Source organism: Atlantibacter sp. (assembly GCF_032062175.1).
Classification (GTDB): Bacteria; Pseudomonadota; Gammaproteobacteria; order Enterobacterales; family Enterobacteriaceae; genus Atlantibacter.
Window position 1 is genome coordinate 71,394 of record NZ_DAMBQK010000009.1, and the last position, 26,040, is coordinate 97,433.

The 26,040-nt window shown below is 55.1% G+C and carries 24 protein-coding genes, 1 other RNA gene and 1 other annotated feature; of the genes, 7 read left to right on the forward strand and 18 right to left on the reverse strand.

The window, feature by feature from the left end; all coding sequences use genetic code 11:
- Positions 1-160 precede the first annotated feature (160 nt).
- Complete coding sequence (gene menI, locus RT120_RS10520) at positions 161-571, reverse strand: 1,4-dihydroxy-2-naphthoyl-CoA hydrolase (protein ID WP_312982449.1); 411 nt, start codon at positions 569-571, stop codon at positions 161-163.
- Complete coding sequence (locus RT120_RS10525) at positions 568-3,624, reverse strand: FAD-binding and (Fe-S)-binding domain-containing protein (protein ID WP_312982450.1); 3,057 nt, start codon at positions 3,622-3,624, stop codon at positions 568-570. The genes menI and RT120_RS10525 overlap by 4 nt, the downstream gene beginning before the upstream one ends.
- Positions 3,625-3,874: 250 nt before the next feature.
- Between RT120_RS10525 and ydiK the strand changes: the two genes are divergently transcribed.
- Together ydiK and rprA are read left to right on the forward strand one after the other, a co-directional pair.
- A complete protein-coding gene (gene ydiK, locus RT120_RS10530; protein WP_312982452.1) occupies positions 3,875-4,990 on the forward strand; it encodes an AI-2E family transporter YdiK in 1,116 nt (371 codons plus the stop codon).
- Between the two features lie 185 nt (positions 4,991-5,175).
- An RNA gene (gene rprA / locus RT120_RS10535) (antisense sRNA RprA) lies at positions 5,176-5,283 on the forward strand.
- 120 nt (positions 5,284-5,403) lie between these two features.
- Here rprA and ppsA read toward each other — a convergent pair.
- A complete protein-coding gene (gene ppsA / locus RT120_RS10540) occupies positions 5,404-7,782 on the reverse strand; it encodes a phosphoenolpyruvate synthase (RefSeq protein WP_312982453.1) in 2,379 nt (792 codons plus the stop codon).
- Positions 7,783-8,119: 337 nt separating this feature from the next.
- On the opposite strand from ppsA, the gene RT120_RS10545 reads away from it, so the two are divergent.
- From RT120_RS10545 to hemP, 3 genes are all read left to right on the forward strand, one after another.
- Entirely contained in the window at positions 8,120-8,953 is an 834-nt protein-coding gene (locus RT120_RS10545) for a pyruvate, water dikinase regulatory protein (protein ID WP_312982455.1), read from the forward strand.
- A 154-nt stretch (positions 8,954-9,107) separates the two neighbouring features.
- Positions 9,108-10,154 (forward strand): 3-deoxy-7-phosphoheptulonate synthase, encoded by a 1,047-nt coding sequence (locus RT120_RS10550; RefSeq protein ID WP_312982457.1) that lies wholly within the window; start codon positions 9,108-9,110, stop codon positions 10,152-10,154.
- 137 nt (positions 10,155-10,291) lie between these two features.
- Complete coding sequence (gene hemP / locus RT120_RS10555; protein WP_409515039.1) at positions 10,292-10,498, forward strand: hemin uptake protein HemP; 207 nt, start codon at positions 10,292-10,294, stop codon at positions 10,496-10,498.
- A gap of 82 nt (positions 10,499-10,580) precedes the next feature.
- Here hemP and selO read toward each other — a convergent pair whose 3' ends face one another.
- From selO to RT120_RS10630, 15 genes are all read right to left on the reverse strand, one after another.
- The gene (gene selO / locus RT120_RS10560; RefSeq protein WP_312982461.1) at positions 10,581-12,026 is read right to left on the reverse strand and encodes a protein adenylyltransferase SelO; all 1,446 of its coding nucleotides are present in this window, start codon (positions 12,024-12,026) and stop codon (positions 10,581-10,583) included.
- A gap of 61 nt (positions 12,027-12,087) precedes the next feature.
- Entirely contained in the window at positions 12,088-12,807 is a 720-nt protein-coding gene (locus RT120_RS10565) for an EAL domain-containing protein (protein WP_312982463.1), read from the reverse strand.
- Between the two features lie 347 nt (positions 12,808-13,154).
- Positions 13,155-13,619: an NlpC/P60 family protein gene (locus RT120_RS10570; protein ID WP_312982464.1), complete on the reverse strand. Its 465-nt coding sequence runs from the start codon at positions 13,617-13,619 to the stop codon at positions 13,155-13,157.
- A gap of 83 nt (positions 13,620-13,702) precedes the next feature.
- Positions 13,703-14,449 (reverse strand): vitamin B12 ABC transporter ATP-binding protein BtuD, encoded by a 747-nt coding sequence (gene btuD, locus RT120_RS10575; protein WP_312982466.1) that lies wholly within the window; start codon positions 14,447-14,449, stop codon positions 13,703-13,705.
- Positions 14,449-15,000 (reverse strand): glutathione peroxidase, encoded by a 552-nt coding sequence (locus tag RT120_RS10580; protein WP_312982468.1) that lies wholly within the window; start codon positions 14,998-15,000, stop codon positions 14,449-14,451. Before RT120_RS10580 ends, btuD begins: the two co-directional genes overlap by 1 nt.
- A 30-nt stretch (positions 15,001-15,030) precedes the next feature.
- A complete protein-coding gene (btuC, locus tag RT120_RS10585; protein ID WP_312982469.1) occupies positions 15,031-16,008 on the reverse strand; it encodes a vitamin B12 ABC transporter permease BtuC in 978 nt (325 codons plus the stop codon).
- Between the two features lie 101 nt (positions 16,009-16,109).
- Positions 16,110-16,409 carry an integration host factor subunit alpha gene (ihfA, locus tag RT120_RS10590; protein ID WP_001229266.1) on the reverse strand — a complete coding sequence of 100 codons (300 nt, stop codon included), beginning with the start codon at positions 16,407-16,409 and terminating at the stop codon, positions 16,110-16,112.
- 4 nt (positions 16,410-16,413) lie between these two features.
- The gene (gene pheT / locus RT120_RS10595; RefSeq protein ID WP_312982471.1) at positions 16,414-18,801 is read right to left on the reverse strand and encodes a phenylalanine--tRNA ligase subunit beta; all 2,388 of its coding nucleotides are present in this window, start codon (positions 18,799-18,801) and stop codon (positions 16,414-16,416) included.
- Positions 18,802-18,816: 15 nt separating this feature from the next.
- Positions 18,817-19,800, reverse strand: coding sequence for a phenylalanine--tRNA ligase subunit alpha (gene pheS / locus RT120_RS10600; protein WP_312982473.1), 984 nt, complete (start codon positions 19,798-19,800; stop codon positions 18,817-18,819).
- Between the two features lie 54 nt (positions 19,801-19,854).
- Positions 19,855-19,978 (reverse strand) — a sequence feature (Phe leader region).
- Complete coding sequence (gene pheM, locus RT120_RS10605; protein WP_001386830.1) at positions 19,929-19,973, reverse strand: pheST operon leader peptide PheM; 45 nt, start codon at positions 19,971-19,973, stop codon at positions 19,929-19,931. It overlaps the preceding feature by 45 nt.
- A gap of 115 nt (positions 19,979-20,093) precedes the next feature.
- Entirely contained in the window at positions 20,094-20,450 is a 357-nt protein-coding gene (gene rplT / locus RT120_RS10610; RefSeq protein ID WP_000124849.1) for a 50S ribosomal protein L20, read from the reverse strand.
- Positions 20,451-20,497: 47 nt separating this feature from the next.
- Positions 20,498-20,695, reverse strand: a complete 198-nt coding sequence (rpmI, locus tag RT120_RS10615) for a 50S ribosomal protein L35 (protein WP_001124225.1) — start codon at positions 20,693-20,695, stop codon at positions 20,498-20,500.
- Between the two features lie 98 nt (positions 20,696-20,793).
- On the reverse strand, positions 20,794-21,336 hold the full coding sequence (gene infC / locus RT120_RS10620; protein WP_312982575.1) for a translation initiation factor IF-3: 543 nt from the start codon (positions 21,334-21,336) through the stop codon (positions 20,794-20,796).
- Positions 21,337-21,339: 3 nt separating this feature from the next.
- The gene (thrS, locus tag RT120_RS10625) at positions 21,340-23,268 is read right to left on the reverse strand and encodes a threonine--tRNA ligase (protein ID WP_312982474.1); all 1,929 of its coding nucleotides are present in this window, start codon (positions 23,266-23,268) and stop codon (positions 21,340-21,342) included.
- Between the two features lie 346 nt (positions 23,269-23,614).
- On the reverse strand, positions 23,615-24,373 hold the full coding sequence (locus tag RT120_RS10630; protein WP_312982475.1) for a YdiY family protein: 759 nt from the start codon (positions 24,371-24,373) through the stop codon (positions 23,615-23,617).
- 293 nt (positions 24,374-24,666) lie between these two features.
- On the opposite strand from RT120_RS10630, the gene pfkB reads away from it, so the two are divergent.
- Both pfkB and ghoS read left to right on the forward strand, forming a co-directional pair.
- Positions 24,667-25,596, forward strand: a complete 930-nt coding sequence (gene pfkB, locus RT120_RS10635; RefSeq protein WP_312982477.1) for a 6-phosphofructokinase II — start codon at positions 24,667-24,669, stop codon at positions 25,594-25,596.
- Positions 25,597-25,676: 80 nt separating this feature from the next.
- Positions 25,677-25,967 (forward strand): type V toxin-antitoxin system endoribonuclease antitoxin GhoS, encoded by a 291-nt coding sequence (gene ghoS / locus RT120_RS10640; RefSeq protein WP_312982479.1) that lies wholly within the window; start codon positions 25,677-25,679, stop codon positions 25,965-25,967.
- The last annotated feature ends 73 nt before the right edge of the window (positions 25,968-26,040 follow it).

Below are 26,040 nucleotides of genomic sequence, written 5' to 3' on the forward strand. Positions count from 1 at the left end.
GTTCTTTAATCATGCTTAAAACGAGGCATTTCATGGCCGGCTCCGCAGGATAAGCAGTACGTGCTGCGACTGAAGTATAGGCACGGCGCGGCATTCCGGCGAGCGGAGCGGGATCGGATTTGTCTCTATTCGGGCCAGTTTATTGACCCGAACAGGGGTATTACACCACCGACGTGGTTAGACGGGAGGTACAGCAGAGTTTGTTCTGTTCATCGAAAATATCGATTTGCCACACCTGATGGCGGCGGCCAACGTGTACCGCGCGGCAAACGCCGCGCACGATGCCTGCCCGGGCGGAACGCAGATGGTTGGCGTTGACTTCCAGCCCCACCACCCGCTGTTCGCCTTCGGTGCACAGATACCCTGCCACCGAACCGAGGGTTTCCGCCAGTACCACTGACGCACCGCCATGCAGCAGCCCAAACGGCTGGCGGGTGCGGCTGTCCACCGGCATGGTGGCTTCCAGCGAATCGTCGCCGATATGGCTGAAGGTAATATCCAACAGCCCCACCATATTGTCGTGCCCCATCGTGTTCAGGGCCTCCAGCGTCGCGCTGCGTTTCCAGATCATCCCAGTATCTCCAGCATTGCCTGTAAGGGGTGACGCACGCCGTTGCCTTCGATGCGCTTCACCTGGCTGCGGCACGAGTAGCCGGTCGCCAGGCAGCGATTGCGCGGCAGACGCTGCATCGCCTGATGCCACGACAGCTCGTAAATCCCCAGCGAGTTGGCGTGGTTGTTAATTTCGTGGCCGTAGGTGCCCGCCATGCCGCAACAACCGACGCTGACGTTTTCCAGCTTCGCGCCGAGATGGGCGAACAGCGCTGCCCACTGCCCGGTCGCGCCGGGCAGTGTGGTGACTTCGGTACAGTGGCCAAACAGATACCAGGATTCCCCGACCACCGGCTCCGCCACGTTATTTTCAAACACCCGCAGCAGCCATTCATGCACCAGCAGCACGTTGAAATCGCCGCGTTCTTCGCCGATTGCCTGGCGGTATTCGTCGCGATAGCACAGCACCAGCGCCGGATCGACGCCCACCATCGGCATGCCCAGTTGCGCTACGCGGTTAAGAAATTCGGAGGTTTTGCGCGCGGTACGGGCGAAGCGATCCAGGAAGCCTTTAATATGCTGCGCCTTGCCGTTAGGCGAGAACGGCAGCACCACCGGATTAAAGCCCAGCTTCTCAATCAGCCGGACAAAATCCGCCACCACCTGCGCATCGTAGTAGCTGGTGAACGGGTCCTGCACCACCAGTACGGTACGGTCGCGCTCGGCAAAGCTCAGCCCTTCGAGATCTTCCAGCGTCATGTTGGCGCTGCGGTGGCCCACCAACTGCTGTTGCAGCGTCGGCGTGGAAAGCAGCGGCAAATCGACCATGCCGATATGCTTCGCCGACAGGTCTTTCACCCACGGCTGGCTCATAAAGAAGTTAAAGACTTTCGGCGCGCGGGCCATCAGCGGCGCGTAGCTTTCCACGGTTGCCACAAAATGGTCACGCACCGGGCGCAGATAGCGGGTGTGGTACAGCTGTAAAAAGCGCGAGCGGAACTCCGGCACATCGATTTTAATCGGGCACTGGGTTGAACAGGCTTTACAGGCCAGGCAGCCGGACATCGCCTCTTTCACTTCATGTGAAAAGTCATACTCGCCTTTCTGCGCATGCCAGGTGTTACGGGTGCGCTCAATCAGGGTGCGCAGGCTGGCGCGTTTTTCCGGCAGGCTTTTTTCCAGCTTGATCGGGTCAACGCCGCGATCTTCCAGCAGCCGCAGCCATTCACGCACCAGCGTGGCGCGCCCTTTCGGGGAGTGGATGCGGTTGCTGGTGATTTTCATCGACGGGCACATCGGGCTTTTCACGTCGAAGTTAAAGCACAGGCCGTTGCCGTTGCACTCCATCGCCCCGCGCCAGGCGCTGCGTACCGCGATGGGAATTTGCCGGTCGAAGGTGCCGCGCTTGACGTCATCGACCTTTTTCATCGGCGCGTCAATGCCCGCAGGCGGGCAGATTTTGCCCGGATTAAGGCGGTTGTTCGGGTCAAAGACCGCTTTGATGACGCGCAGTTCGTGATACAACTCGTCGCCGAAAAATGCCGGGCTGTACTCGGCGCGGAAGCCTTTCCCGTGTTCACCCCACAGCAGGCCGCCGTATTTCGCGGTCAGCGCCACCACTTCGTCGGAGATGCGTTTCATCAGCACTTCCTGGTGCGGGTCGCACATGTCCAGCGCCGGGCGCACGTGCAGCACGCCCGCGTCCACATGCCCGAACATGCCGTAGCTCAGACCGTGGCTGTCCAGCAGGGCGCGAAACTCAACAATGTAATCCGCCAGGTTTTCCGGCGGTACACAGGTGTCTTCGGCAAACGGGATCGGCTTTGCCAGCCCCTTTGCGTTACCCAGCAGCCCCACCGCTTTTTTACGCATCGCGTAGATTCGTTCTACGCCCACTAAATCGGCGCACACCTGCCAGCCAATCACCCCGCCCTCGCCGCGCGCCATCAGTTCATCCAGACGCGCGCACAGCCCTGCCACCTGGCTTTCGATCAGGGCTTCATCTTCCCCGGCGAATTCAACCATGTTCAGGCCGAGCAGATCTTTATCCGGCACATCGGTGATCAGCTCTTTCACCGAATGCCAGACGATATCTTCCCGCGCCAGGTTAAGCACTTTGGAGTCGACTGTTTCTACCGACAGCGCTTGAGCCTGTACCATAAACGGCGCGTTACGCAGCGCGGAGTCGAACGAGTCATATTTGACGTTTACCAACTGGCGCACTTTGGGCAGCGGCGTGATATCCAACCGCGCCTCGGTAATAAACGCCAGGGTGCCTTCTGAACCGGTGAGAATGCGCGTCAGGTTGAAGCGGCTCATATCATCGCTATAGACGTTTTTCAGGTCATAGCCGGTCAGGAAGCGGTTGAGTTTCGGGAATTTGGCCAGGATCAGCGGGCGCTGTTCGCGGCAGCGCTCCACCACGGTTTTATAGATGCGGCCAATGGGCCCCGGCTCGCGGCCCATCTCTTCCGCCAGGGTAGAGGACATCTCATGGGTGTCGAGAATGTCGCCGCCCAGCAGCACCGCGCGCACGCCTAAAACGTGATCGGACGTTTTACCGTACACCAGCGACCCCTGGCCGGAGGCATCGGTATTGATCATGCCGCCCAGAGTGGCACGGTTACTGGTGGAGAGTTCCGGTGCGAAGAAATAGCCGTAGGGTTTGAGGTACTGGTTAAGCTGGTCTTTAATGACGCCCGCTTCCACCCGCACCCAGCCTTCTTGCGGGTTAATCTCCATGATGCGGTTCATATAGCGCGACATATCAACGATGATGCCGCTATTCAGCGCCTGGCCGTTGGTGCCGGTGCCGCCGCCGCGCGGGGTAAACACCAGCGACGCAAAACGCGCTTCATCCGCCAATCGGGCAATCAGCGCCACATCCGCCGTGGATCGCGGGAAGATCACCGCATCGGGCAAAAGCTGGTAAATACTGTTGTCAGTCGCCATCGTTAACCGATCGGCGTAGCTTGTGGCGGTATCGCCGGTAAACCCGTGTTGCTCCAGTGCCTGCAAAAAGTTGACGACCAGTTGAACCAGCCCTGGCGCCTGAGAAATTTGTGGGATCATTAGCCTTAAACCTGCCAGATCGAGAAGTTGTGAGTTGCGAGCCTGCTAAATCAAGCCTCGTTGTCATCATTGGAAGTTATCGTTTGCGTGATGACACCACGTTTGTATCACACTTTTTCGGACTCGCCCACGAGATTTAACGGCGGTTTTGGGCTCGTAAAACCGCCTGAAATCACTCATCATTTATCAGCATCAAATGAATGCAACTTTTCGCGCCGTCGGTTTGGCGCATCACATTGTGAAGGTCAATATGATTAATTCTCGTCAACCCATGGACGTGCCGCAAACGCTGCTGTCCGTGCTGTTTTTGTCGGTCATGATTATTGCCTGCCTGTGGATTGTTCAGCCGTTTATTCTGGGCTTCGCCTGGGCAGGAACGGTAGTGATCGCCACCTGGCCGGTGTTGATTCGTCTCCAGCGTATTCTTTGGGGCCGCCGCTCGCTGGCAGTGCTGGTGATGACCCTGCTGCTGATCCTGCTGTTTGTTATTCCCATCGCATTGCTGGTCAACAGCCTGGTGGACAACAGCGGTCCGCTGGTTGACTGGGTCTCAAAAGGCCAGACCGGAATGCCGGAACTTAACTGGCTGAACAGCATTCCCCTGATCGGTACAAAGCTGTATGCCGGCTGGCACAATCTGCTGGAGAGCGGCGGTAGCGCCATCATGGCGAAGGTACGGCCTTATATCGGCAGTACCACCACCTGGTTTATCGGCCAGGCGGCGCACGTCGGGCGGTTGGTGATGCACTGCGCGCTCATGCTGCTGTTCAGCGCCCTGCTGTACTGGCGCGGTGAACAGGTGGCGTATGGCATTCGCCATTTCGCGATTCGGCTGGCGGCAAAACGCGGCGATGCGGCGGTGCTGCTTGCGGGCCAGGCAATCCGCGCGGTGGCGCTGGGCGTCGTGGTCACGGCGCTGGTGCAGGCGGTGTTAGGCGGCATTGGCCTTGCGATCACCGGCGTTCCCTACGCCGCCGTATTAACGGTGGTGATGGTGCTGAGTTGCCTGGTGCAGTTGGGGCCGTTGGTGGTGCTGATCCCATCGATTATCTGGCTCTACTGGACCGGTGACACCACCTGGGGCACGGTGCTGCTGGTGTGGAGTTGCGTGGTGGGGCTGATGGATAACGTGATCCGCCCGATGTTGATTCGCATGGGCGCAGACTTGCCGATGATTTTGATTCTCTCCGGCGTGATCGGCGGGCTTATCGCGTTCGGCATGATCGGCCTGTTTATCGGCCCGGTGCTGCTGGCAGTTTCCTGGCGGCTGTTCTCGGTCTGGGTTCAGGAAGCGCCCGCGCCGCAGCAGTCCACCCGCGAAGCGATAAATTCGCTGGAACAGCAAACTGACCCTCTTGATAAATAACCCTGTCGGGCGAAGCCATTCGCCCGATACTTTAGTGAATCTAATCATTTCCCGCTGCGTTTTTACTGATAAATGCCTTTAGCCCTGATGCCGCTTAACATTCTGTGTCGCAAATAATTTACCTTTGGTTAACGATTGGGACGAATCTGATCGACGCTGGAAGTGGGTCTACCTACAATCAAATCACGGTTATGAATCAACGCGTTGATTTATAAGCATGGAAATCCCCTGAGTGAAACAATGAATTGCTGTGTGTAGTCTTTGCCCTTCTCCCACGAAGGGCTTTTTTTTGCGTAAAATTTGAGTATTCAGGGGTGTAATTAATTAAGGAATTCAACCGAAAACCCAGACGGCAGTAAAACGCAGGGACAAAAAAGGCGGCTGACTCAGCCGCCTGTGAGATTTTCCGGGGGTTATTTACGCAGTTCAGCCAGGCTGAGCCAGGTCTGCACCACCGTATCCGGGTTCAGGGACAGGCTATCGATCCCCTCTTCCATCAGCCAGGCAGCAAAGTCTTCATGGTCAGACGGGCCCTGACCGCAAATACCCACGTACTTGCCCTGTTTCTTCGCGGCGCGGATCGCCATAGACAGCAGCGCTTTCACCGCCTCGTTACGCTCGTCGAACAGTTCGGACACCACACCGGAATCGCGGTCCAGGCCGAGCGCCAACTGAGTCATATCGTTTGAGCCGATGGAGAAGCCGTCGAAGTACTCGAGGAACTGCTCCGCCAGCAGGGCGTTGGACGGGATCTCGCACATCATGATGACTTTCAGCCCGTTCTCGCCGCGCTTCAGTCCCTGACGTTCCAGCTCTTCCACCACCGCTTTAGCCTGGTCAACGGTACGCACGAACGGCACCATCACTTCCACGTTGGTCAGACCCATCTCGTTACGCACGCGCTTAACGGCTTCACACTCCAGCGCGAAACAGTCGCGGAAGCTGTCGGAGACATAACGTCCGGCACCGCGGAAGCCGAGCATCGGGTTCTCTTCGTGCGGCTCATAGCGTTCACCACCCACAAGGTTGGCGTATTCGTTGGATTTAAAGTCGGACATCCGCACGATCACGCGTTTCGGGTAGAATGCTGCGCCCAGCGTCGCGATACCTTCGGTCAAACGACCGATGTAAAACTCTACCGGCGAATCGTAACCCTTCATCATCTCCTTGATCTCTTTTTGCAGCGCAGGCTCCTGCTGGTCAAACTCCAGCAGCGCGCGCGGGTGCACACCGATCATGCGGTTGATGATAAATTCGAGACGCGCCAGGCCGACGCCTTCGTTTGGCAGGCAGGCGAAGTCAAACGCGCGGTCCGGGTTGCCAACGTTCATCATCACTTTCAGCGGCAGGTCCGGCATGGTGTCGACGCTGGAACTCTTCACGCTGAAGTCCAGCAGCTCGGCGTAAACGTAGCCGGTATCCCCTTCGGCGCAGGAAACAGTCACGTTCTGATCGTCTTTCATGCGCTCGGTAGCGTCACCGCAGCCAACGACCGCCGGGATGCCCAGTTCACGGGCGATAATCGCCGCGTGGCAGGTGCGCCCGCCACGGTTGGTCACAATGGCCGCCGCCTTTTTCATGATCGGTTCCCAGTCCGGGTCGGTCATGTCGGTGACCAGCACATCGCCAGGCTGGATACGGTTCATTTCGCTGATGTCGTGGATCACTTTCACTGCGCCAGAACCGATACGGTGGCCGATAGCGCGGCCCTCGGCAATGATATTGCCGTGGGCGTTCAAGGTATACCGTTCCATCACCTGGCCACGGGAACGCACGGTCTCCGGGCGCGCCTGGACGATAAACAGCTTGCCGGTGTGCCCGTCTTTGGCCCATTCGATATCCATCGGACGGCCATAGTGTTTCTCAATCAGCACCGCCTGTTTCGCCAGCTCCTGCACCTCGTCATTGGTGATACAGAAACGGTCGCGCTGCTCCTGCGGCACGTCTTCAATTTGAACCTGCTTGCCATGCTCCTGGGTCGCGGCATAGGTCATGCGGATTTTTTTCGAGCCCATGGTACGGCGCACAATCGCCGGGCGGCCCGCTTCCAGGGTCGGTTTGTGAACATAGAATTCATCCGGGTTCACCGCACCCTGCACCACCATTTCACCGAGGCCCCAGGCCCCGGTGATAAATACCACCTGGTCAAAGCCAGATTCAGTGTCGATAGAGAACAACACGCCTGACGCAGCCAGGTCGGAACGCACCATGCGCTGAACCCCCGCCGAGAGCGCCACGCCGCGATGGTCGTAACCCTGGTGCACGCGATAGGAAATGGCACGGTCGTTAAACAGCGAGGCGAAAACGTGCTTCACCGCCACCATCACCGCATCAATGCCCTGCACGTTCAGGAAGGTTTCCTGCTGACCGGCAAATGAGGCGTCCGGCATGTCTTCCGCCGTGGCGGAGGAGCGCACGGCGAAGGACGCGTCGGCGTCATCCGCGGAAAGCTGGTTATAAGCATCACAAATCGCCTGCTCAAGTTCAGGCTGGAAGGGGGTATCAATCACCCATTGACGGATCTGCGCGCCAGCTTTGGCCAGTTCGGATACATCATCGATGTCGGTTTTATCCAGCAGCTCATAAATGCGCTGATTGACGCCGCTTTGGTCGAGGAACTGATTAAACGCATCAGCGGTAGTAGCAAACCCGTTTGGCACGGAAACACCCACGCCGGACAGGTTGGTAATCATTTCACCCAGGGAGGCATTTTTGCCCCCAACTCTGTCTACATCATTCATGCCGAGTTGGTTATACCAAAGCACTAGCGGTGACGAGCCATTGTTGGACATCGAAACAATCCTTTTGTGATATTTGATAGGGGTAAATAAATATCTGACGACGCATTAAGCCTGGCATATTTAGCCGGTCGGGAAAAACGGTGAATCGTTCAAGCAAAATAAAAAATGTTCAATGCAATGTGCAAACGCTCAAAAATCTAACTTATTGATTAGAAACAGGTCATTAATATACCCATGGTTTAAAAGGAAATATCGAAAAATGAAATCCACTTTTCATAATAAATAAAAACACCATTTCATTTTAAAAAAATGAGAGGATCGCTATGTCTGACTGGCGAGATTTAAATTATCCTTTAAGGATATTCCCAATTTCATCAGGACGTTATTTATGGACAGCAGTGTCGATCGCCACGTTTTTTATATTTCAGACGGAACGGCAATTACCGCCGAAGTGCTGGGCCATGCGGTGATGTCGCAGTTCCCGGTGTCCATTAACAGCATCACCCTGCCGTTTGTCGAAAATGAAAGCCGTGCTAAAGCGGTGAAAGAGCAGATCGACGCGATATATCAGCAAACCGGCGTGCGTCCGCTGGTGTTTTATTCGATTGTGATGCCGGATATTCGCGCCATTATTTTGCAAAGCGAAGGCTTTTGCCAGGATATTGTCCAGGCGCTGGTGGCCCCATTGCAGCAGGAAATGAAGCTCGACCCAACGCCGATCGCCCACCGAACACACGGGCTCAACGCCGCTAACCTGAATAAATACGATGCGCGTATCGCGGCAATTGATTACACCCTCGCCCATGACGATGGCATTTCGATGCGCAACCTCGATCAGGCGCAGGTGATTCTGCTGGGCGTATCGCGCTGCGGCAAAACCCCTACCAGCCTTTATCTGGCGATGCAGTTCGGCATCCGCGCCGCCAACTACCCCTTTATTGCCGACGATATGGATAACCTGAATCTTCCCGTGGCGTTAAAGCCGCTCCAGCACAAGCTGTTTGGCCTGACGATTAACCCGGAACGCCTGGCCGCCATTCGCGAGGAGCGCCGCGAAAATAGCCGCTACGCCTCGATGCGCCAGTGCCGAATGGAGGTCGCGGAAGTGGAAGCGTTGTACCGTAAGCATCAGATCCCGTATCTCAACAGTACTAACTATTCCGTGGAAGAGCTGGCGACAAAACTGTTGGATATCATGGGGCTCAATCGCCGCATGTACTAACTTACTAGTACAACTGTGCGTTTTTCTGTGTTAGGGTGTCGCGCATTGTGGTCCATCGCAGCCGCTTATCTTGAAATCACTCAGGATTGGTTTATTGTGATGCCCATCACTTCCCGGTACTGAAGCCGTTGAAGCACAAAATTTTGAGACACCCATGAATAAAACTGACGAACTCCGCACGGCGCGGATCGATTCGCTGGTGACGCCAGCCGAACTCGCTCAGCGCTACCCTGTATCTGCCGGCGTCGCTGAACACGTTACTGCCGCACGCCGTCGCATTGAGAAAATTTTAAACGGCGATGATAAGCGCCTGTTGGTGATTATTGGCCCCTGCTCAATCCACGATGTTGATGCCGCTATGGATTACGCGGCGCGATTGCAGGAACTGCGTGAAAAATACCACGCGCGGCTGGAAATCGTGATGCGGACTTATTTCGAAAAGCCGCGCACCGTGGTGGGCTGGAAGGGCCTGATTTCTGACCCCGATCTCAACGGCAGCTATCGCGTTAATCACGGTATTGAGCAGGCGCGCCGCCTGCTGCTGCGCGTGAACGAGCTGGGCGTCCCTACCGCTACCGAGTTTCTTGATATGGTGATCGGCCAGTTTATTGCCGATGTAATCAGTTGGGGCGCAATTGGCGCACGCACTACCGAAAGCCAGATCCACCGTGAAATGGCCTCGGCGCTCTCCTGCCCGGTCGGTTTCAAAAACGGCACCGATGGCAATACCCGCATCGCGGTGGATGCCATTCGCGCTGCCCGCGCCAGCCATATGTTCCTGTCGCCGGATAAACATGGCCAGATGACCATCTACCAGACCAGCGGTAACCCTTACGGTCATATCATTATGCGCGGCGGGAAACAGCCTAACTATCACGCCGACGATCTGAATGCCGCCTGCGACGCGCTGCGCCAGTTCGACCTGCCGGAGCATCTGGTGGTGGACTTCAGCCACGGCAACTGCCAGAAGCAGCACCGCCGCCAACTGGACGTCTGCGAAGAGATTTGTGCTCAAATCCGCGGAGGTTCACGCGCCATCGCTGGCGTGATGGTGGAAAGTTTTATCGAGGAAGGCAACCAGCCGATAACAACCGGTAAGCCGCTGGTTTACGGCCAGTCGATTACTGACCCGTGCCTGGGCTGGGACGACAGTGAAACCCTGCTGGCGATGCTTAACGACGCGGTGGAAAGCCGCTTCTGATGACGTTAAATGCCCTCGCCCGAGGGCATTTTTTAACCCGTATTTTCGGCAAGAACTTGATTTGTTCGCCATTTCCTCATAAATAGCCCTTGCCGCTCCGCTGCTGATTACTGATAATGATTCTTATTGTTACTTTTTTGTCATTTTTAAACAGCATGATGCAGATTGATAAAGCCCCTGGCTTCGGCGAGTCGCCGAAAAACGCCGCTGACAACACCACTGCGCCACGTCAGATCGACAGCAAAACCCTGCTAGGATCGGACGGGCGCATCGTGATCGTGCATGATGGCCAACACTATCTGTTGCGACAAACTCAGGCCGGAAAACTCCTTCTGACCAAATAACACGCAATGCACGCCATTCAGGTTATCCCAGGCAGGTGCTAAAAGAAGATACCCTGCGCTGTAGGCGTTTCTGCACCCGCGATTAGCTGGAGCAGCTCACCTCCAGCCGTTTCCCCCAGTCTGGGGGGCGACGGCTGTACTCGTCATTGCGATCGGCGAACGGCTGGCGCAGCGCGTCACTCAGGCGCTGCATTTCGCTGGCGTCACCCTGCTCTGCGGCGTCGATTGCGCGCTGCGCCAGGTAGTTGCGCAACACAATCGCCGGGTTGACCGCTTTCATCGCTGCCTGACGCACGTCATCAGCCACCGCTTCCTGGTGCAGGCGTTCACGATAGCGGCCAAACCAGCTATCAAACGCGGCGCGATCGATAAATTCATCGCGCAACGGCGAGGCGGCGGAAAGCTGTTCAGTGTCACTCAACATGCGGAAGGTGCGGGTGAAATCGCTGCCTTCACGCTGCATCAGATCCAGTAGCGCGTTCAACAGTTCATTATCACCGCGCTGCTGGGTCATCAGCCCCAGTTTCGCGCGCATCAGCGCCCCGTACTCGCGCAGCAGTACCTCCTGATAATTGTCCAGCAGCGCGTTTAACCGTTCGGCGCTGACGAACGGCGCGAAAGTTTGCGCAAGCCGTTGCAGGTTCCACAGGCCAACGGCCGGTTGGTTATCGAAGGCGTAGCGCCCCTGGTAATCGGAATGATTGCAGATAAAGCGCGGCTGCCAGTCATCCATAAAGCCATACGGACCGTAATCGATGGTCAGGCCGAGGATCGACATGTTGTCAGTGTTCATGACGCCGTGGCTAAAGCCTACCGCCTGCCAGCGCGCAATCAGCGACGCGGTGCGGGTTATTACCTGTTCGAGGAACAGCGCCAACCGATCAGGCTCGTCAACCAGTTCCGGGAAATGATGTTGAATGACGTACTCCGCCAGTTGCTGCACCCGTTCCGGCTCGCGGCGGTAATAGAAATGTTCGAAATGACCAAAGCGCACGTGGCTTTCGGCGATGCGCATCAGCATAGCGCCGCGTTCGGCGGTTTCCCGGTAGACCGGCGTATCACTGGTGACGATGCTTAACGCACGGGTGGTGGGGATACCGAGATAGTGCATGGCTTCACTGGCCAGGCACTCGCGCAGCGTGGAGCGGATCACCGCCCGCCCATCGCCCATACGGGAATACGGCGTCAGACCCGCGCCTTTAAGATGCCAGTCGACGCGCCGCCCATCGCTAAGCTGCTGCTCGCCGAGCAAAATGCCGCGCCCGTCGCCCAGTTGCCCCGCCCAGACGCCGAACTGGTGGCCGCTGTAAACCTGCGCCAGTGGCGACATGCCGGGCAGCAGGGTTTCTCCGCCCCACACGCCTGCACTGCCCTGGTAATCGAACAGGGTGTCGGGCAGTTCCAGCGATTGCGCCAGCGGCGGGTTATGCCAGAACAGGCGCGCATTGGTGAGTGGCGTCGGTGAGAGTTCGCTGTAAAAACCGGGCAACTCGTCACGCCAGGTAGTAATAAATTTTGGATTTTTCATCAGACCTCCTGCTACCAGTGTAGTGCCTGACGAAAAGTTTAAACACGGGTTAACCTGAGGGTTATTGGTGATTGCGCAACAGAAACAGCAGTGCCTGAGGCTCCATCACTGGCCACAGATTGCCCTGCATGGCGTGGAAGCGCAGCGCAATCGCTTTCTGGCGCGCGCTATCGGTGTCGATGCCGGCAATTATCATGGTGTGACAAAACGGCGACACCTGATCGACGATCGCTTTCATAAATGGCTCAAAGGATCGCTCGCCAATGCGTTTATGAATAAAAAACCTATCCATGATGATGCGTTTGAAAAGGCGGTCGAATATAGAACGGGTGGTCGCCGCGCCTGCGCCAAAATTTGCCAGTACCAGAGCATAGCGGCGAGAAAACGCCAGTAAAGAAAGATTATCTTTCCCGTCATTTAACGCGGGATAATTCTCACTGATAGTGAATTCTAGAAAAGGAAGCTGCGCCAGTCGCGCTGTCAGTTTTTCATTGCTCAAAATAGCCGCGACGTGAACGTGATTTATATTTATCCATGCACATAGTCCATGGTTTATAAAATGGCTGCGGAATTGTTCCAGCAGTGAGAGTTTCTCATAAAATAGTATTAACTGTTCATCGTCACTAATGCGAGGAATAACCAGATCGGTTGGAATACGGATATCGCCCTCGCGCGATGAAAAGTTAGCTATTATCTCTACCCCCAGTAACGCGCCGTTGACCTTCCTGATCGGCTGGAATAGCAGGGTTGACTGATAATCTTTATCGAGTGAAATAATCATTTTACCTGTCCCATTAACTGGGTATTAAACGGCATCCCTCCGCTCGCAGGGTTATGCTGAATACGCCTGCGCGTATTCGGATAAAAGAAACATGTTGGCTGTGTTCGTTGTTGCATTCAGTGTACTTTCAGGCACCCGTGTAACTAAGATAGCCTGGTAATCAAAATAGAGTTAACGTTGCGTAAATATATTTAATTTAACGTTACGGCGTATACATAACTATAACTACCATTATTTGTATCTTGATAATAGATGGCGGCAAACTCACCCGTTTGCGATATGGATTAATCTGATTTGTCTGCTAACCACCATAAAATAAGCGTTAATGCTTATTTCCTGCTTCACGACTAGATGCGTCTGGCTTGCCAGAATTTCTTATTCCAGTACACATTATCCAGCGATGATTTAATCACGCCCTGGCTGGTGGAAGCATGGATAAATTGATTGTCTGTATCATAGATGCCGACATGTAAGCCATTTTCACCGGAGCCGGTTTTGAAGAACACCAGATCGCCTGGCAACAGTTCGTCTTTATCGATGCGGGTGCCCACTTCGGCCTGCTCACTGGTTTGGCGGGGTAAACGTAGTGCAAAACGGTCGCGGAAGGTGACTAAGACAAAGGCGGAGCAATCCACACCGTGGCGGTTCATTCCGCCATAGCGGTATGGGGTACCGTGCCATGTACGGAGCTGATCGTTAAGTTCGGCAATCACGGTAATGGAATCCGAAAGCCGCGCGTTTGGCGGCGGTGCAGAGTGATGCCCACAGCCCGCCAGTAGTAATGTTGCGATTACAATGATCCACATCCGCATTTTTCAGGCACATCCTCTAGCCTTTATTCCCGGAAGGTAATTTAGCGTGAGCCGCCAGCCGTGGCAAGACGCGTTCCGCTAACTCAGGGGCAGATCAGCATGGTATGCCCGTCAATCTCTAAGCGACGGAAATCAATACCATAAACGCGATTAAGGTGCCCAGGCGTCATGACATCGCCGCTCACGCCCTGGGCAATCATTTTTCCATTTTGCAGCAACCAGACGCGATGGGCGCGTCGCAGGGTGTGATTCAGGTCGTGACTGCTCATGACTACGCTGACGCCCTGCTCGCACAGCTGCTGCAATAATTTATCCAGCGCCGCCTGCTGCGCCACGTCCAGGCTGTTCATGGGTTCGTCCAGCAGCAATAGTGCACCATGCGGGTTAGTGCGCGGGTGAATTTGTAATATCACGGCCGCCAGGCGTACGCGCTGCCACTCACCGCCGGAGAGCTGGTTGACGGGCCGGGTAAGCTTACTGGTCAGCCACAGGGCATCGGTGATCTCGTTGAGCAACGCGTCGTCGGTCGCACCGTGGCGGTGGAGCGCCAGATAGTGCCACACCGGCATGGCGAAAGGCGGCGTTTGCTGCTGGGTAAGCCAGGCGCGGTGTCTCGCCAGCGCCTCGCCCTGCCACTGGTTTAGCGGCGTTCCCAGAAAAGAGATGGCCCCGGCAGGCTGGCGCATCCCTGCCAGCCCGGCGAGCAGCGTGCTTTTTCCGGCACCGTTCGGGCCGACCAGGTGTAGCCATTCCCCTTTACGGATTTCAGCGGTAACCGGGCCAATTCTGCCCGGCTCCTGCACCGCCTCCAGCGACATCAGTACGGTCATTACTTCGCCAGCGCCAGTTTGATCGCTTCCATCACAATAGGATCTTCCGGCGTCATATCCGGCGAAAAACGCTGGACAACCTGGCCGTCACGTCCCACCAGGAATTTTTCAAAATTCCACAGGATATCGTCCGGGTATAGCGGCGCGCGGCCTTTGCTCGCCATGCGCTCATAAAAGCCGCTGGCTTCCGGGGCAACGGCGGTCGGTGCGGCGTCGATCAGTTTCTGGTACAGCGGATGACGGTTTTCGCCGTTAACGTCGATTTTGCTGAACATCGGGAAGGTCACGCCGTAAGTGGTGCTACAGAACGTTTTGATCTCCTCTTCGCTGCCAGGCTCCTGGCCGAGGAACTGATTACAAGGGAAACCGAGCACCGAGAAGCCCTGGTCGCGCCAGGCCTTGTGGATGTTCTCCAGTTGCTCGTATTGCGTCGTCAGGCCGCATTTAGAGGCGACGTTGACGATCAGCAGCACGTTACCGCGCCATGGCTCGAGTGTGGTGGACACGCCGTCAATGGTAATCACGTCAGTGTTTAAAATGTCGTTATGCATAGCAACCTCATTATAATGGTGTGATGTTTTTTACCGGGCTTTTAATAATAGCCAGATAAATACCGGTGCGCCGAGAGAAGCGGTAACGACGCCGATGGGCAGCTCCGCCGACGACAGCGCCAGCCGCGCGATAACGTCCGCCAGTAACAGCACCGCCGCCCCGGCAGCCATGCAGGCGGGCAACAACACCCGGTAATCCGTCAGGCCGCAAAGCCGCAGCACATGCGGGATAACCAGACCGATAAAACCAATCGACCCCGCCAGCGCGACGCTGATCCCCACCAGCCAACCGGTGGCGAGAACCAACAGGTTGCGCCACAGCCAGACCGGCAGACCCAACTGCCGGGCAGACATTTCCCCCAGCGCCAACACGTTGAGCGGATGCGACTGGCGGCAAACCCATACCATCACCGGGATCAGCGCCAGCATCAGCCAGCCCTGACGCCAGTCAACGCCGCCGAAACCGCCCATCATCCAGTACATCAACTGGCGTAAATCGAGGCTGGTGCTGAAATAAACCGCCCAGGTCATCAGGGCGCTACAGATGATGCCCAGCGCCACGCCCGCCAGTAGCAACCGGCTGTTGGACAGATGGCGTCTGGCGAAGCGCAGCAGGATAAGCGTGATCAACAGTGCGCCCGCGATAGCGCACAGGCTTAGCACCCAACCTGGCAGTACGCCCTGCCCCAATAAAATCGCGGCGATAAGCCCGACACCCGCGCCATTCGAAACGCCGAGCAGGCCCGGTTCCGCCAGCGGGTTTTCAAACAATGCCTGAAGGATAGCGCCGCACAGCGCCAGCGACCCCCCCACCGCCATTACCGCCAGGGTGCGCGGCAGGCGAATTTGCCACACGAACAGTTGACCCGTTGGTGAAAACCAGTCGCCGGGGCCGATCCACATGTCGCCTGCGCACAGGCTTATCAGCGCTCCCGCCAGCAGCAGCAGCGTCAGCGTGGTTAACCAGGTCCGTTCCCGTCGGCGTTGTGCCTGTATCAATGAATGCATAAATGAAATGAATGGCTTACAGAGAGGGTTGATTCTACGGTGACCTGACGGGCAGGCAAAGAAAAAAGGCCGCGCAATGCGGCCTTTTTAATTACGTCAGATTACTCTTCTTTCGGCGAGGCGTTTTCAACCCGGCTTTTCAACTTTTGACCGGGTCTGAAGGTCACCACACGACGAGCCGTAATGGGAATATCCTCACCAGTTTTTGGGTTACGCCCGGGACGCTGGTTTTTATCGCGCAGATCGAAATTCCCGAACCCGGAAAGTTTAACCTGTTCGCCATTTTCCAGAGCACGACGGATCTCTTCGAAAAACAGTTCAACCAGTTCTTTGGCATCCCGTTTGCTAAGTCCAAGCTTATCAAACAGATATTCTGACATTTCAGCTTTAGTAAGCGCCATAGGTTCAATCCCTCAATGATGCCTGGAATCGCTCTTTTAGTGCCTCTACGCATCTGGCAACGGTAGCGGCAATCTCCTCTTCTTCGAGTGTACGGCTGGTATCCTGAAGGATCAGGCTGATGGCAAGGCTCTTAAAGCCCTGTTCAACACCCTTGCCACGGTACACGTCAAATAAGTTTACGCCAACTATCTGATTTGCGCCAACTTTCTTACATTCGGCTAAAATTTCCGCTGCGGGAACGTTTTCTGCCACCACAACTGCGATGTCACGGCGGTTCGCCGGGAAGCGTGAAATTTCCTGAGCTTGCGGCACTACACGGTCAGAAACCTTGTCCCACAGCAGCTCAAACACCAGCGTACGACCATTGAGATCGAACTTACGTTCCAGTTCCGGGTGAATAACGCCAATGAAACCAATGCGTTCGTTCTTTAAATATATAGCAGCACTTTGGCCAGGATGCAGTGCCGGGTTGGCTTCTGCTTTAAATTCAATTTCAGAAAGTTTACCGGTAAGTTCCAGAACGGATTCCAAATCGCCTTTAATGTCGTAGAAATCGACGCCGGTTTTCGCCTGATCCCAGTGCTCTTCCACGCGGTTGCCGCAGATCGCGCCTGCCAGCATCACATCCTGACGAATGCCCAGCGGAGCCTGGGTATCCGGCACAAAACGCAGACCGGTTTCGAAGATACGTACGCGGCTTTGTTGGCGGTTCTGGTTGTACACCACGGTGCCCAGCAGACCGGTCCACAGCGACAGGCGCATTGCCGACATATCGCTGGCGATCGGGTTCGGCAGGATCAGCGCTTCTTCGCCCGGATGCACTCTCTGTTGCAGTTTCGGGTCAACGAAGCTGTAGGTGATCACTTCCTGATAGCCTTTGTCGTTAAGCAGGGTTTTTACGCGCTTGAGAGACAGGTTGGCCTCACGGTGGTGACCCATCACCAGACCCGCCTGCACCGGCTCGTCAGGGATGTTGTCGTAGCCGTAAATACGCGCCACTTCTTCCACCAGGTCCTCTTCGATTTCCATATCGAAACGCCAGCTCGGCGCAACCGCTTTCCACTGGCCCTCGCCTTCGGTCACATCGCAGCCCAGGCGGCGCAGGATATCGCTTACCTGCTCATTAGGGATGTGATGACCAATCAGGCGGTCCAGCTTACTGCGGCGCAGCGTGATGGTGGCGCGCGCCGGCAGGTGAGATGCGTTGGTGACATCAATCACCGGGCCCGCTTCGCCGCCGCAGATATCAATCAGCAGACGGGTTGCGCGCTCGATGGCTTTGTGTTGCAACGCCGGATCAACGCCACGCTCATAGCGGTGGGATGCATCGGTGTGCAAGCCGTGACGGCGCGCGCGGCCGGTAATCGACAGCGGACTAAAGAATGCGCATTCCAGCAGCACGTTCTGGGTTTCGTCGTTAACGCCGGAGTGCTCGCCGCCAAAGATGCCGCCCATCGCCAGCGCTTTGTGATGATCGGCAATCACTACCGTGTCTTCATCGAGCGTCGCTTCGCTGCCGTCCAGCAGCACCAGGGTTTCGCCCGGCTTCGCCATACGCACCACGATGCCGCCTTCAATGCGATCTTTATCGAACGCATGCATCGGCTGACCCAGTTCGAGCAGCACGTAGTTGGTGACGTCCACTACCGCATCAATGGAACGGATGCCGCAGCGGCGCAGTTTCTCTTTCATCCATAGCGGGGTCGGCGCTTTAACGTTGATACCTTTGACCACGCGGCCCAGGTAGCGCGGGCACGCCTGCGGCGCGTCAACGGTAATCGGCAGCGTATCGTTGATGGTTGCGGCGACTGGCGCGATTTCCGGCTCATTAAGCGGCGCTTTGTTGAGTACCGCCACGTCGCGGGCGACGCCGATAATCCCCAGGCAGTCGGCGCGGTTAGGCGTGACGCTGATTTCGATGGTGTTATCGTCAAGCTTCAGGTAGGCGCGGATATCGGTGCCAATCGGCGCATCCGCAGGCAGTTCGATAATGCCACTGTGATCGTCGGAAATGCCCAGCTCGGAGAATGAGCACAGCATGCCCTCTGACGGCTCACCGCGCAGTTTTGCCGCTTTGATTTTGAAATCGCCCGGCAGCACTGCGCCCACGGTTGCTACGGCCACTTTCAGGCCCTGACGGCAGTTTGGCGCACCGCAGACGATATCCAGCAGGCGCTCGCCGCCCACGTTGACTTTCGTCACGCGCAGTTTGTCGGCGTTAGGGTGCTGGTCGCATTCCACCACTTCACCCACCACTACGCCGTTAAACGCGCCGGCAACCGCCTCTACGCCGTCTACTTCGAGGCCAGCCATAGTGATTTGCCCGGACAGCGCGTCGCTATCAATGGCGGGATTTACCCATTCACGTAACCAGAGTTCACTGAATTTCATTGGATAGTCCTGCCCTTATTTAAACTGTTTGAGGAAACGTAAATCGTTTTCGAAGAAGGCGCGCAAATCGGTGACGCCGTAACGCAACATGGTCAGACGCTCCATGCCCATACCGAAGGCGAAGCCAGAATAGACTTCCGGGTCGATGCCGACGTTACGCAGTACGTTCGGGTGCACCATGCCGCAGCCCAGCACTTCCAGCCACTTACCGTTTTTACCCATCACATCCACTTCAGCGGACGGTTCGGTAAACGGGAAATAGGATGGACGGAAGCGGATCTGCAAATCTTCTTCGAAGAAGTTTTCCAGGAAATTGTGCAGCGTACCCTTCAGGTTGGTGAAGCTGATATTTTTATCAACGATCAGGCCTTCCATCTGATGGAACATCGGGGTGTGGGTCTGGTCGTAATCGTTACGGTAGACGCGGCCCGGCGCGATGATGCGGATAGGCGGCTGCTGGTTTTCCATGGTGCGGATCTGCACGCCGGAGGTCTGGGTACGCAGCAGACGGGTGGCGTCAAACCAGAAAGTATCGTGATCGGCGCGCGCCGGGTGGTGGCCCGGAATATTCAGCGCGTCGAAATTATGGTAATCGTCTTCGATTTCCGGGCCCGTTGCCACGGTAAAGCCCAGTTCGCCGAAGAAACTTTCAATACGATCGATAGTGCGGGTCACCGGATGCAGGCCGCCATTCTCAATGCGACGGCCCGGCAGAGAAACATCAATGGTTTCTTCGGCGAGGCGGGCATTTAGCGCGGCACTTTCGAGATCGGATTTACGGGCGTTCAGCGCTTGCTGGACCTGCTCTTTGGCTTCGTTAATCACCGCGCCTGCTGCCGGACGCTCTTCTGGCGGCAGTTCACGCAGGGTGGTCATTTGAAGGGTCAGGTGCCCTTTCTTGCCCAGATATTCGACGCGTACGTTATCTAACGCGGCAACATCAGAGGCCTGGTCTATAGCTGCCTTTGCACTGGCAACCAGCTCTGCGAGATGTGGCATGGTTTTCCTCATAATAGTGGCGCATACGCCTGAGTAGTGATTGTTCTGTCGACCAAAAAAAAAGCCTCCACGATGGAGGCTTTTGGCGTTTATTTTCCGTTTCTTTCTTACGCGCAAGCCCCCTGAGATCAGGTGCTAAAGTAAAAAAAGAAGCGGAAAATAGCAGCGTTCATGCTTGCAGTTACCTTATTTCTTGAAGCTAATTCGTCTATTGAAAGGCTATCAGGTTGAAATGTCAATAAAACGAAGGCCAGAAAGCAAAAGAGGGAGCAAGCTCCCTCCTTCAAACTGGCTTATGCCAGAGCTGCTTTCGCTTTTTCAACCAGGGCAGAGAATGCCACTTTGTCGAATACGGCGATGTCAGCCAGAATCTTACGGTCGATTTCAACAGAGGCTTTTTTCAGGCCGTTGATGAATTTGCTGTAAGAGATACCGTTCTGACGTGCTGCTGCGTTGATACGCGCAATCCACAGTTGACGGAACTGACGCTTACGTTGACGACGGTCACGGTAAGCATACTGACCAGCTTTGATAACAGCCTGGAAGGCAACGCGGTATACGCGTGAACGCGCACCGTAGTAGCCTTTAGCTTGTTTCAAAATTTTCTTGTGACGTGCGCGTGCAATTACACCACGTTTTACGCGAGCCATAGTGCTCTCCTGTTTCTATTCTGTAAAAAAGTTAAAAGATAAACGGCTTATGCGTACGGCAGGCACGCGATGACCAGACCCAGATCGCCTTTGGAAACCATGGCTTTCGGGCGCAGGTGACGTTTACGCTTGGTAGCTTTTTTGGTCAGAATATGACGCAGGTTAGCGTGCTTGTGCTTAAAACCACCTTTACCGGTTTTTTTGAAGCGCTTAGCAGCACCGCGTACGGTCTTAATTTTTGGCATTTTAATAACTTCCACTTCGCATTGTTGATTAAACGAAACGTAGGGCGAACAAAATCTGTGAAGCCCTAAGGCTCCACAGACGTTGCTACTTGAAGGCCTTACTGTTTCTTCTTAGGAGCGAGCACCATAATCATCTGGCGGCCTTCGATCTTCGTTGGGAAGGATTCGACTACGGCCAGTTCATTCAGATCTTCTTTCACGCGATTAAGCACTTCCATACCGATCTGTTGGTGGGCCATCTCACGACCGCGGAAACGCAGCGTGATTTTGGCCTTATCGCCTTCTTCGAGAAAGCGAATCAGGCTGCGGAGTTTTACCTGATAGTCGCCTTCGTCAGTACCAGGACGGAATTTAATTTCCTTAACCTGGATAACTTTCTGCTTTTTCTTCTGTTCCTTAGAAGATTTACTCTTTTCATAAAGGAACTTGCCGTAGTCCATAATACGACAAACTGGCGGTTCGGCGTTAGGGCTGATTTCAACTAAATCTACTCCAGCTTCTTCAGCTTTTTCGATCGCTTCTCTCAGACTCACAATACCCAGTGGCTCACCTTCCAGACCGGTTAAGCGAACTTCCTGGGCGCGAATCTCGCCATTGATACGATTCGGACGTGCCGTTTGAACTCGTTTTCCGCCTTTAATACCTTATTCCTCCAGTTGTTGAAGACTGCGGCTGCGAATCTCGTGTTGCAGCTTCTCAATCACTTCACTTACGTCCAGGCTTCCCAGGTCTTTCCCGCGGCGAGTGCGAACGGCAACTTTGCCTGCTTCCACTTCTTTATCACCACAGACCAACATATACGGGACACGACGTAAAGTGTGCTCGCGGATTTTAAAGCCAATCTTCTCGTTTCTCAAGTCCGCTTTTACTCGAATGCCCGCATTTTGTAGTTTACGGGTCAATTCGTTAACGTATTCGGACTGCGAATCGGTGATATTCATCACCACCACCTGCACCGGAGCCAGCCATGTCGGGAAGAAACCGGCGAACTCTTCAGTCAGAATACCGATGAAGCGTTCCATGGAACCCAGAATCGCACGGTGGATCATCACCGGCACCTGACGGTCGTTGTTTTCAGCAACATACGACGCGCCAAGACGCTGTGGCAGCGAGAAGTCTAGCTGAACTGTACCACATTGCCAGGCGCGGTCGAGGCAATCGTACAGCGTAAACTCGATTTTCGGGCCGTAAAACGCGCCTTCGCCGAGCTGATATTCAAACGGAATACCGTTTTCTTCCAGCGCTACCGCCAGGTCCGCCTCAGCGCGATCCCACATCTCATCGCTACCGATACGTTTTTCTGGACGCGTCGACAATTTAACCACAATTTTCTCGAAACCGAAGGTGCTGTACATGTCGTAAACCAGGCGAATACAGCCGTTGACTTCGTCACGCACCTGCTCTTCAGTACAGAAAATGTGGGCATCGTCCTGGGTAAAGCCGCGTACGCGCATCAGTCCATGCAGCGCGCCTGATGGCTCGTTACGGTGGCAGCTACCGAACTCCGCCATACGCAGCGGCAGATCGCGGTAGGATTTCAGGCCCTGGTTGAAGATTTGAATGTGGCCCGGGCAGTTCATCGGCTTGATGCAGTATTCACGGTTCTCGGAAGAGGTGGTGAACATTGCATCCTTGTAGTTTTCCCAGTGGCCCGTTTTTTCCCACAGGACACGATCCATCATGAACGGACCTTTTACTTCCTGGTACTGGTACTCTTTCAGTTTGGAACGAACAAACACTTCCAGTTCACGGAAGATAGTCCAGCCGTCGTTGTGCCAGAACACCATGCCCGGCGCTTCTTCCTGCATGTGATACAGGTCGAGCTGCTTGCCGATTTTACGGTGATCGCGCTTCGCGGCTTCTTCTAAACGCTGCAAATAGGCGTTCAGGGCTTTTTTATCTGCCCAGGCGGTGCCGTAGATACGCTGCAACATCTTGTTGTTGCTGTCGCCGCGCCAGTAGGCCCCTGCCGTTTTCATTAATTTGAAATGATGGCAGAAACGCATGTTCGGCACGTGCGGGCCACGGCACATATCTACATATTCTTCATGATGATACAAGCCAGGCTTATCATCATGGGCAATGTTTTCGTCAAGAATGGAAACCTTGTAGCTTTCGCCTCGGTTCACAAAGGTTTCACGGGCTTCATGCCAGCTGACCTTTTTCTTGATGACGTCGTAATTTTTCTCTGCCAGCGCGTGCATACGTTTTTCGAGGGCGTCGAGATCTTCCTGGGTCAGGGTGTTTTCCAGATCAACGTCATAGTAGAAGCCATTATCCACCACCGGACCGATTGCCATTTTGGTATTCGGCCAGAGTTGCTTAATGGCATGACCCAGTAAGTGCGCGCAGGAGTGGCGGATAATCTCCAGTCCTTCGTCATCCTTTGCGGTGATAATAGCCAGTTGCGAATCCTGTTCAATCAGGTCGCTGGCATCGACTAATTCACCATTAACGCGGCCTGCGATACAGGCTTTTGCGAGACCCGGACCAATGTCCAGGGCAACATCCATGGGGCTTACAGCGTGGTCATAATGGCGTTGACTGCCATCAGGAAGAGTAATAACGGGCATTTTTTGTCCTTATTCGCAGTGGTGACCCACACGAAAGATCACATACGAAACAGTAATATTTAATCATTATCAACAGGTTATGGGCTGATTCCCGCTGCACTCTGCGAAATATGGTCCTTACGGCGTACGAAACGCTGCAAACACCTCGGCCCGCCAGTTGATAACACCGCTTGCAATATTACACATCATCTGCAAGGGGTTAAAGGCTCTATCGATTCAAGCCGCAAGAATAAGCCATAACCACGACGGTTAATCACAAAAAAACGGCGTCGGTCAGGACTATTTTGACCAGATTGAATACGGGAAGGGGGAAAGAAAACAGGCCGGCGCAAACCGGCCTGGATAATCACATTTTATAGCCCAGCGTGACAGAAGTGCGGGTATCGGTGTGATCGGGTGCGGTTGACGGCGGATTGGAGTTCCAGGTGACGTTGTAAGCCACTTTTAATCCAAAGTGTTCGTTAATCGCAACGTTCAGTGCGGTTTCAGAGTTCACGGTGGTATCGTCCGCGCCGAACACGGAAACACCCTGGGTGAATTTCGCGTTGTCGGTGAACTGCCATGCATACGCGCCAGAGGCATAGCCCAGCGCCTGAGTTTTGTCAGTGCCATCGGTGTATTCGTCGTAACGCACACCCGGACCGAATTCAAAACGCAGGCTGTGTACCGGCCCGTTCAGGAACTGGCGACCATAACCGGCGGTGACCACATCACGCTCGTGATAACCGTTGTAACGGTCCGTCAACCAGCTGCCCTGACCAAACAAATAGTCGGCGTCGGTCATGTTATAACGGCTACGACCACCGAGCGCGTATTTCTCAGAAGAACGCTCGTCGTTGGAAGAGTTGTTGCTGGCATTCCCCCACAAAGACCACGCGGTGGTGCTGCCGTACCAGGTCAGCGCGCTATCGGCGGTCAGAGAGGAGCTGGTGGTATTACCAGACTGCGCCAGATAACCACCGTTGAGATAGCCTTCGAAAGGCTTTTTCGCACTGGAAGGATCATCCATGACAGTAAAAACGGAATCATCAGCGGTTGCAAAATGACTGAACAACGCGCTCCCCGCCAGCATAACCACTGCGGGTACTGTCTTTAAAAGCTTCATTTAATTTTTAAGGTCCGCACAACAAAAAAAGAGACCATCACGGTCCCGGAAACTCTCCACGGGATCAACGAACCGGTCCGCTGGAAAGGTAACAAATTATAAAAAGCCACGAATGACATAGCAATGAGTTCCTGAATCATTTTTTGTATAAGAGAGATCTGAAAATCGCTTTTAATTCATAAGGATAAAGTGTCAGCCTTCAGTGCTATTCATATTAAAAATCATAGTGTTAATTGACACTTCCTCACGCCATGAGTGCTACGCTTAGGTCAGCCCATTCAAAAGGAGGTCATATGGTTCCGGTATTTACCCTGACGCTCGCCCCGTCGCTGGACAGCGCGACGGTCACGCCGCAAATCTACCCTGAAGGGAAATTACGCTGCACCACCCCGGTATTTGAACCTGGCGGCGGCGGAATTAATGTCGCCCGCGCAATCAGCCATTTAGGCGGCAACGCCACGGCATTATTCCCTGCCGGCGGTGCGACCGGCGAGCATCTCACTGCCCTGCTTGAGGAAGAAAACGTCAACGTCGATACCATCCCGTCACAGGACTGGACGCGCCAGAATCTGCACGTGCACGTCGAAGCCAGCGGTGAGCAATACCGGTTTGTGATGCCCGGCGCGCATTTGTCTCAGGATGAATTCCGCCAGCTTGAGGAAAAAGTGCTGGCGCTGGAATCCGGTTCGCTGCTGGTAATCAGCGGCAGCCTTCCGCCGGGCGTCGATCTCGCTGACTTTACGCAGTTGATAAAGCGCGCCCAGCAAAACGGCCTGCGCTGCATCATCGACAGCTCCGGCGAAGCGCTGGCCGCTGCGCTGGATATCGGCGGCATTGAACTGGTGAAACCCAACCAAAAAGAGCTGGCAGCGCTGGTCGGGCGGGATTTAACGCAACCTGATGATGTGCGCCAGGCGGCGCAAGAGCTGGTGCGCAGCGGTAAAGCCAGGCGTGTGGTGGTGTCTCTCGGCCCGCAGGGCGCACTGGGTGTGGATGAAACGGATTACGTCCAGGTGGTGCCGCCGCCGGTTAAAAGCCAGAGTACCGTGGGCGCGGGCGACAGCATGGTCGGCGCAATGACGCTCAAGCTGGCTCAACAGGCGTCGTTGCTGGATATGGTGCGCTACGGCGTTGCTGCCGGGAGTGCCGCCACGCTGAATCAGGGAACCCGGCTCTGTTCCCATGAGAATACCGAAAAGATTTATCAGTATTTGCAAGGTTAGTCTCAGCACGGTCATTTTTTGCGCAGTCACATAGCGCATCGGCTATGCTGAATTCTTCAGCTATTACAAAGAGGTGACTAATGGCTAGCGGAGATATAAAGCGTTACGTTGTCACGTTCCGTTTTCATGAGGAAAACCTGACGGACATCAATGAGCTCAATAATCACCTGACCCGTGGCGGTTTTACGCTCACCATGAGCGATGACGACGGCAAAGTCCATGAGCTTGGCATCAATACCTTTGGCCTGATCACCGCGCAAGATGAGCAGGACGTCAGAGAGTTGGCGGAAGGATTAGGCGAATCGGCCCTTGGCCAGAAACCGGAAGTGGATATCACCACCTGGGAAGCCTGGCTGGCGGATGATTCCTGATATAAAGGCAGGTTGTCGCGTCGGGATGTGCGCCAGTTCCTGTTTTTAACCGGTAGTAATGCGCTAAGGTAAT

What these genes read in the sequence shown, in the direction of transcription:
- menI (WP_312982449.1), bottom strand. Translation starts at nt 571, where the DNA reads ATGATCTGGAAACGCAGCGCGACGCTGGAGGCCCTGAACACGATGGGG.
- RT120_RS10525 (WP_312982450.1), bottom strand. Translation starts at nt 3,624, where the DNA reads ATGATCCCACAAATTTCTCAGGCGCCAGGGCTGGTTCAACTGGTCGTC.
- ydiK (WP_312982452.1), top strand. Translation starts at nt 3,875, where the DNA reads ATGATTAATTCTCGTCAACCCATGGACGTGCCGCAAACGCTGCTGTCC.
- ppsA (WP_312982453.1), bottom strand. Translation starts at nt 7,782, where the DNA reads ATGTCCAACAATGGCTCGTCACCGCTAGTGCTTTGGTATAACCAACTC.
- RT120_RS10545 (WP_312982455.1), top strand. Translation starts at nt 8,120, where the DNA reads ATGGACAGCAGTGTCGATCGCCACGTTTTTTATATTTCAGACGGAACG.
- RT120_RS10550 (WP_312982457.1), top strand. Translation starts at nt 9,108, where the DNA reads ATGAATAAAACTGACGAACTCCGCACGGCGCGGATCGATTCGCTGGTG.
- selO (WP_312982461.1), bottom strand. Translation starts at nt 12,026, where the DNA reads ATGAAAAATCCAAAATTTATTACTACCTGGCGTGACGAGTTGCCCGGT.
- RT120_RS10565 (WP_312982463.1), bottom strand. Translation starts at nt 12,807, where the DNA reads ATGATTATTTCACTCGATAAAGATTATCAGTCAACCCTGCTATTCCAG.
- RT120_RS10570 (WP_312982464.1), bottom strand. Translation starts at nt 13,619, where the DNA reads ATGCGGATGTGGATCATTGTAATCGCAACATTACTACTGGCGGGCTGT.
- btuD (WP_312982466.1), bottom strand. Translation starts at nt 14,449, where the DNA reads ATGACCGTACTGATGTCGCTGGAGGCGGTGCAGGAGCCGGGCAGAATT.
- RT120_RS10580 (WP_312982468.1), bottom strand. Translation starts at nt 15,000, where the DNA reads ATGCATAACGACATTTTAAACACTGACGTGATTACCATTGACGGCGTG.
- btuC (WP_312982469.1), bottom strand. Translation starts at nt 16,008, where the DNA reads ATGCATTCATTGATACAGGCACAACGCCGACGGGAACGGACCTGGTTA.
- ihfA (WP_001229266.1), bottom strand. Translation starts at nt 16,409, where the DNA reads ATGGCGCTTACTAAAGCTGAAATGTCAGAATATCTGTTTGATAAGCTT.
- pheT (WP_312982471.1), bottom strand. Translation starts at nt 18,801, where the DNA reads ATGAAATTCAGTGAACTCTGGTTACGTGAATGGGTAAATCCCGCCATT.
- pheS (WP_312982473.1), bottom strand. Translation starts at nt 19,800, where the DNA reads ATGCCACATCTCGCAGAGCTGGTTGCCAGTGCAAAGGCAGCTATAGAC.
- rplT (WP_000124849.1), bottom strand. Translation starts at nt 20,450, where the DNA reads ATGGCTCGCGTAAAACGTGGTGTAATTGCACGCGCACGTCACAAGAAA.
- rpmI (WP_001124225.1), bottom strand. Translation starts at nt 20,695, where the DNA reads ATGCCAAAAATTAAGACCGTACGCGGTGCTGCTAAGCGCTTCAAAAAA.
- thrS (WP_312982474.1), bottom strand. Translation starts at nt 23,268, where the DNA reads ATGCCCGTTATTACTCTTCCTGATGGCAGTCAACGCCATTATGACCAC.
- RT120_RS10630 (WP_312982475.1), bottom strand. Translation starts at nt 24,373, where the DNA reads ATGAAGCTTTTAAAGACAGTACCCGCAGTGGTTATGCTGGCGGGGAGC.
- pfkB (WP_312982477.1), top strand. Translation starts at nt 24,667, where the DNA reads ATGGTTCCGGTATTTACCCTGACGCTCGCCCCGTCGCTGGACAGCGCG.
- ghoS (WP_312982479.1), top strand. Translation starts at nt 25,677, where the DNA reads ATGGCTAGCGGAGATATAAAGCGTTACGTTGTCACGTTCCGTTTTCAT.